4 protein-coding genes are annotated in these 6195 nt (G+C 73.0%); 1 reads left to right on the top strand and 3 read right to left on the bottom strand.

Annotation, left to right across the window (positions count from 1 at the left end):
• Positions 1–7 precede the first annotated feature (7 nt).
• Positions 8–478, bottom strand: coding sequence for a hypothetical protein (locus tag ON36_RS29970; protein WP_043660796.1), 471 nt, complete (start codon positions 476–478; stop codon positions 8–10).
• On the bottom strand, positions 475–2931 hold the full coding sequence (locus ON36_RS29965; protein ID WP_043660794.1) for a molybdopterin oxidoreductase family protein: 2457 nt from the start codon (positions 2929–2931) through the stop codon (positions 475–477). The genes ON36_RS29970 and ON36_RS29965 overlap by 4 nt, the downstream gene beginning before the upstream one ends.
• Positions 2932–3082: 151 nt before the next feature.
• On the opposite strand from ON36_RS29965, the gene ON36_RS29960 reads away from it, so the two are divergent.
• Positions 3083–4636 carry an acyl-CoA carboxylase subunit beta gene (locus tag ON36_RS29960; RefSeq protein WP_043660793.1) on the top strand — a complete coding sequence of 518 codons (1554 nt, stop codon included), beginning with the start codon at positions 3083–3085 and terminating at the stop codon, positions 4634–4636.
• Here ON36_RS29960 and ON36_RS29955 read toward each other — a convergent pair.
• On the bottom strand, positions 4624–6072 hold the full coding sequence (locus tag ON36_RS29955; RefSeq protein ID WP_043660792.1) for an MFS transporter: 1449 nt from the start codon (positions 6070–6072) through the stop codon (positions 4624–4626). The two genes, ON36_RS29960 and ON36_RS29955, sit on opposite strands and share 13 nt — an antisense overlap.
• Positions 6073–6195: the final 123 nt, after the last annotated feature.

Below are 6195 nucleotides of genomic sequence, written 5' to 3'. Positions count from 1 at the left end.
GCCGGGTCTAGGTCGCCACCACGATCTGGGCGGCGTTCGCCTTCACCTGCGCGTCGGCCCACCGCATCTGGCGCAGTGTGCGGGGATGGCAGCGCGTGACCACGCCGAGCAGCTCGTCATCGCGCAGCGCCTGGGCGGCCTGCGCCAGGATCTCCCAGTCGATCGAGACACCGGCGGCGGCGCAGTGGATCTCGCGCAGGTCGTGCAGCAGGAGCAGGCCCGGCGAGCGGTGCGGGCCGCCGTCGAGCTCGTCGGCGACGGCGCGCCCGGGACGCCGCACCGGGGCGAGATCCAGGCCGTACGCGCGGCCCGCGCCGGCCAGTGCCTGGACGTGATCGTGGGACCAGCCCGCCAGATCGCGGGCGAGGTGATGGATCTCGTGATCGGCGCGGTGCCGGTCGGCGACGTCGAGCAGCAGGGTGGCCAGGTCGTTCTCCGCGCCGTGCAGGTCGCGGATCACCAGGGCGACGGTACTCACGGCGGTCCTTCCGTCGACTCGTCCACGGTGCCCGCCGCGCCGCCCGCGGTGGGCGGGACGCCCGTCCCGGCCGGTCGGGACGCGGTCGTGGTCGGGGCGGGCGCGGGCACGCCGTTCCCGGCGGCGAGGCGCTCCACGCGTGCCGCGCCCGTCTTGAACAGCGGCTGTTTGGAGGCGGGGTCCCAGTCGGTGAGGGTGAGTTCGTTGGCGGCGCGCCCGGTTCCGCCTGCGGGCCCGCAGCCGCCCGGGGTGTCCCAGTAGCCGTAGTGGAATGGCAGGAACAGCACGCCGCGGCGGATCCCGCAGACCCGCAACCGCGCGTCGACGGCGCCGCGCGCGGTGGTGACCCGCAGCAGGTCGCCTTCGGACCAGCCGTGCTCGGCGGCGTCGGCGGCCGACATCTCGACCCACACCTCCGGGGCGGCGCGGTGCAGCTGCGGCGCGCGTGCGGTCTTGGTCCGGGTATGGAAGTGGTAGAGCGTGCGGCCGGTGACGAGGTGGAAGGGGAAGCGGTCCGAGATCGTCTCGTGCGGCGGGATGTAGCCCGCGCCCTTGAGGATCGCCCGTCCCGAGGGATTCAACGCCCGGTACTCGGTGGCCTCGAGCGGCGTGCCGGTCACCAGGTCGCGGCCGTAGCTCTCGCAGACATCGGGCGCGCTGTAGAACCGCCCGCCCGCGTAGAGACGTTCGGTGCCGTCGGGGTGCTCGGCGTCGCAGGGCCACTGGATCCCGCTGCCGCACCGCAGTTTCGCGTAGGTCAGGCCGGTGTAGTCGCACGGCCTGCCCCGGCTGCACTCCTTCCACGCCTCGAAGGCCTCCTCGGCGGTGCCCCACGTCACCAGGGGCGCGCCGTCCTTGTCGGTGAGGCCGAGCCGCCGGGCGTAGTCGAGGAAGATGTCGAGGTCCGGGCGCGCCTGGCCGGGCGGGTCGACCGCCTTGTCCGACAGGTGCACCGTGCGATCGGCGTTGGTGAAGGTGCCGGTCTTCTCGCCCCACGTGGCCGCGGGCAGCACGACATCGGCGAACCGGGCGGTCTCGGAGGCGAAGATGTCCTGCACCACGAGGAACAGCCCGTCCCGGCGCAGGATCTCCCGCACCCGGCCCAGATCCGGCAGCGACACCGCCGGATTGGTGCCGCTGACGTAGAGGAACCGGATCGAACCCTGCTCCGCGTAGCGCATCATCTGCATGAGGTGGGTCGGCGCGCTGTAGTGCGGGATCGTCGCGGGGTCGACGTTCCACACGCGGGCCAGGTCGCGGACCTGCGCGTCGTCGGCCCAGTTGCGGAACCCGGGCAGGTCGCCGTTCGCACCGCACTCGCGGGTGTTCTGGGCGGTGGGCTGCCCGTTCATCTGCAGCACCCCGCAGCCGGGACGCCCGAGCATGCCGCGCAGCAGGTGCACGTTGTTGACCTGCACCGCGGCCGCGGTCGCCTGATGGGACTGGTAGACACCCTGCAGCACGGTCGAGACCAGGCGCTCGGCCCGCCCGATCAGGCGGGCCGCGGCCCGCAGGTCCGCGAGTGGCACGTCGCACACCTCGGCCGCGCGCTCGGCCGGACAGGCCAGCACCTGCTCGCGCAGATCGTCGAAGCCGACGGTGTGCGCGGCGAGGTAGTCGTGATCGATCCAGTCGTTGACCAGCAGCTCGTGCAGCAGGCCGTTCATCAGCATCAGGTTCGTGCCGGGCCGCGGCGCCAGATGCACGGTGGCCGCGCGCGCCACCGGCGTCGCCCGGGGATCGACGCACACCAGCGCGGGCGGGCGTGGCCCGGCGAGCCGGTCGAGGATGCGCGTCCACAGGACGGTCTGCGTCTCGGCGACGTTGTGGCCGTAGAGGGCGAGGACGTCGGCGTGGTCGATGTCGCTGTAGGAGCCGGGTTGCCCGTCGCAGCCGAAGCTCTCCTTGAGGGCCTCGGCGGCGGTCGCCGTGCACAGGCGGGTGTTGCCGTCGATGTGGTTGGTGCCGATGCCGCCGCGGCCGATGACCGCGAGCGTGTAGTACTCCTCCAGGAACAGCTGGCCGGTGGTGTAGAAGCCGATCGACCCGGGGCCGTACTCGTCGAGCAGTGCCCTCGTGCGCCCCGCGACGGCGTCCATGGCGGTGTCCCAATCGGTGGGCACCAGCTCGCCGTCGCGCCGGATCAGCGGCTGGGTGAGCCGGTCGGCCGCGTTGCCCGCCTGCCAGCCGAACAGGTCCTTGGGGCCGAGCCTGCCGCGGTTCACCCGGTCCACCGCGCGCCCGCGCACGCCGACCACGCGGTTGTCGCGCACCGCGATGTCGAGCGCGTCGCCGTTGGAGTGCAGCACCGAAGCCGACTGCACCCACGCGTCCACGTCGCCGTGAGCGACGCCGGGCGCGAGGCAGGTGTCCACCCGGACCGGCCAGGGCTGCCCGGGTCCGTAGGGGGTCCGCGTACCCCACGGCTCGGCGATTCGATCCACACGGGTCACCTCCGCGCTATGCCCGGGTTCCCGTCCTCCAAACGCCGCGCGGCCGCCGGACTTGTGAACTGTCCCTGAATTCCGGCGGGCTCGGGTACCGGCTGTCGATTCCGCTTAACGTCGCGCGCAGGACAACGGTGGTCGGAAGGCAGTAGCGAACGTGGTGAGTACCGAGGAGAAGCTCGGCAAGCTGGTCGACATTCTGGCGATCGCCGCCGAACCGGCGGGTGCGGCGGGGATCGCCAAGCGGGAGAAGAAGGGCATTCCCAGCGTCCGGCAGCGGTTGGCCATGCTCCTCGATCCCGGGTCGTTCATCGAGACCGGCGCGCTGGCACGGCAACCCGACACCCCCGGCGCGCTCTACGGCGACGGCCTGGTGACCGGGCGCGGGCTGATCGCGGGCCGCCCGGTCGTGGTGATCGCCCACGACCAGACCGTCTACGGCGGCTCGGTCGGGGTGACCGCGGCGCGCAAGTTCATGCGGGCGCTGAAGCTGGCGTTCGACACCGCGTGCCCGGTGGTCACCATCAACGACTCCGGCGGCGCCCGCATCCAGGACGCGGTCGGCTCGATCGCCTCCTTCGGCGACATCTCCCGGGTACTCGAGCGGCTGTCGGGCTACGTGCCGCAGGTGTCGATCATCCTCGGCAAGTGCGCGGCCGGTTCGGTGTACGGACCGATCAACACCGACGTGCTCATCGGCACCAAGGACTCCTACATGTTCGTCACGGGTCCGGAGGTGATCAAGGCGGTCAACGGCGAGGACATCAGCGCCGAGGATCTCGGCGGCGCGGCGGTCCAGGCCGAGCGCGGCACGCTGCACCACGTCGCCGACACCGAGCAGGACGCCTACGACTGGGCCCGCCGGTATCTGAGCTACATGCCGACCAGCTGCCTGGAGCAGCCACCCGTGGTCAACCCCGGTCTCGAACCGGAGGTGACCGACAGCGACCGGGAACTGGACGCGATCATCCCGGACTCGGACCGCTCCGGCTACGACATGCACGAGATCCTGCTGCGCATTTTCGACGACGGCGAGTTCCACGAGGTCCGTGCGGCGTTCGCGCCCAACCTGATCACCGGCTTCGCCCGCGTGGACGGCCGCCCGGTCGGGGTGATCGCCAATCAGCCGCTGGTGCTCGGGGGTTCGATCGACGCGGCCTGCTCGGACAAGTCGACCTATTTCATCCGCCTCTGCGACGCGTTCAACATCCCCCTGGTCTTCGTCGTCGACACCCCGGGCGTGCTGCCGGGCCTCGACCAGGAGGCCAGCGGCGTCATCATCCGCGGCGGCCGCGTGCCGCGGGCGATCATCGAGGCGACGGTGCCGATCATCAACCTCGTGGTGCGCAAGTCCTACGGCGGCGCCTACGGGATGATGGCGGCGCGGCAGGTCGGCGCCGACATCAGCTTCGCCTGGCCGACCGCGCGGATCGCGGTGATCGGCGCCGAGAGCGCGGTGGATCTCATCGGCAAGCGGCAGCTGGCGGCCGTGCCGGAGGAACATCGCGCCGCGGCACGCGATTTCATGATCGCCCAGTACAACGAGACCGTCGCGACGCCGTGGGTCGCGGCCGAGCGCGGCTACATCGACGCGGTCATCGAACCCTCGCGCACCCGCCTCGAGATCCGGCACGCGCTGCGCCTGCTTCGCGACAAGCCGCCCGCGGCACCGGAATTCAATCCGCGCAAGCACGGGATCTATCCCATGTGATCCGGCGCGGGCGCGGGCCGCCGCCCCGGGGCCGCGTCGCCCGGCCGCCCGGGCGGCACGGATCGCCGCGCGGCGAACACCCCGACGGCGGCGAGCAGGGCGAACGCGGCGAATACCCACCGTGCCGGGGCGGCGCCCCCGGTGTCGGTCGCGTTGACCACCACGCCGGCCAGCCCCGCCCCGAACACGCCGCAGACGAGCTGGACGGTGTTGATCGCCGCGGCGGCGCGGCCGCCGTCGGCGGGGTCGGTGACGCTGCTCATCGCCCACGCCGACAGGTGCGGCCACGCCATGCCGATGCCGACGCCCGTGCAGAGCAGCGACACCACCCACAGCGCGACCAGCCCGGCCGAGGCGTCCTCGACCTGGCCGAGGGTCGCCGCCAGCAGGCCGGCCGCCATGACCAGGGGCGACACCGCGACGATGCGCGCGATCACGCGGGGCCGCGTCGCCGAGGCGCTGACGATCTCGCTCGTGGTCCATCCGACCGCGATCGCCACGCCGAGGAAGGCCGCCGCCAGGGGCGTCAGGTGCGCGAGCCGCCTGCCGAAGTACGGCACGTACAGGTCGACCATCGTCGCGGCCATGAGGATGCCGAGGGTCAGGTAGATCCATTTCGACGGACCCGCGCGGTAGACCGCGCCGGGCAGCACCGAGGTGGCGGTCCGGCGGTCCACGGCGAAGAACGCGGCGGCGAGCGCGGCGCCCGCGGCCACGAGCAGCGCCGTCCAGCGGCCGTCGCGCGGCACGACCGCGACGCTGACCGTCAGCGCCGCCGCGGTGAGCAGGAGCAGCGACCGCACCGGGACGCGGTCGGGGTCGCGGGGCGGTTCGTCCGCCCGTGGGGGAAGCGCGCGGGGCACGAGAACCGCCACGACGCCGGTGAGGAGGGCCAGCGCCACGAAGGCCGAGCGCCACGCGCCGGATTGCGCGAACGCGCCGCCCACCGTCGGACCCAGCAGCGTTCCGACACCCCACATCGCCGAGACCAGCGCCGAGCCCTTGGTCCAGAGCGACCGCGGCAGGGCGGCGTTCATCACCGCGTACCCCAGGCCGGCGATCAACCCGCCCGCGGCGCCCTGCACGAGGCGGCCCGCGAGCAGGACCTCCATGCTCGACGCCGCCGCGCACAGCACGCTGCCCGCGCCGAACACGGTGAGCCCCACCAGATACGACCAGCGGGAACCGAGCCGCGCCAGCGTCGCGTGCACGGTGGCGGCGACCACGATGGAGGCGACCAGGTACACCGTGGTCACCCACGCATAGAGGCGCGTGCCGCCGATCTCGTCCACGACGCTGGGCAGCAGGCTGATGGTCAGGAACTCGTTGGTCGCGTAGAGCCCGACGCCGCCCGCGAGCACCGTGGACACCGCCAGGTGCCGGGGCCCGAGCAGCTCCCGCCACGCCCCGCCGACCACCGTCTCGCCACCCGTCACCCCACCGAACCTACGGCCGGACCGGCCGCCGGGTCGATCGCGCGCGGGCAGACCCGGGACTCGGGCGCACGCCCCCGGCTCCGGCGGCCGGCGCCGGATAACGACCCGGCTGCCGTTGCCCGA

This window comes from Nocardia thailandica NBRC 100428 (genome assembly GCF_000308795.1).
Classification (GTDB): Bacteria; Actinomycetota; Actinomycetes; order Mycobacteriales; family Mycobacteriaceae; genus Nocardia; species Nocardia thailandica.
Note: the sequence above shows the minus strand (reverse complement) of the source record. Positions and strands in the feature narration are given on the sequence as shown.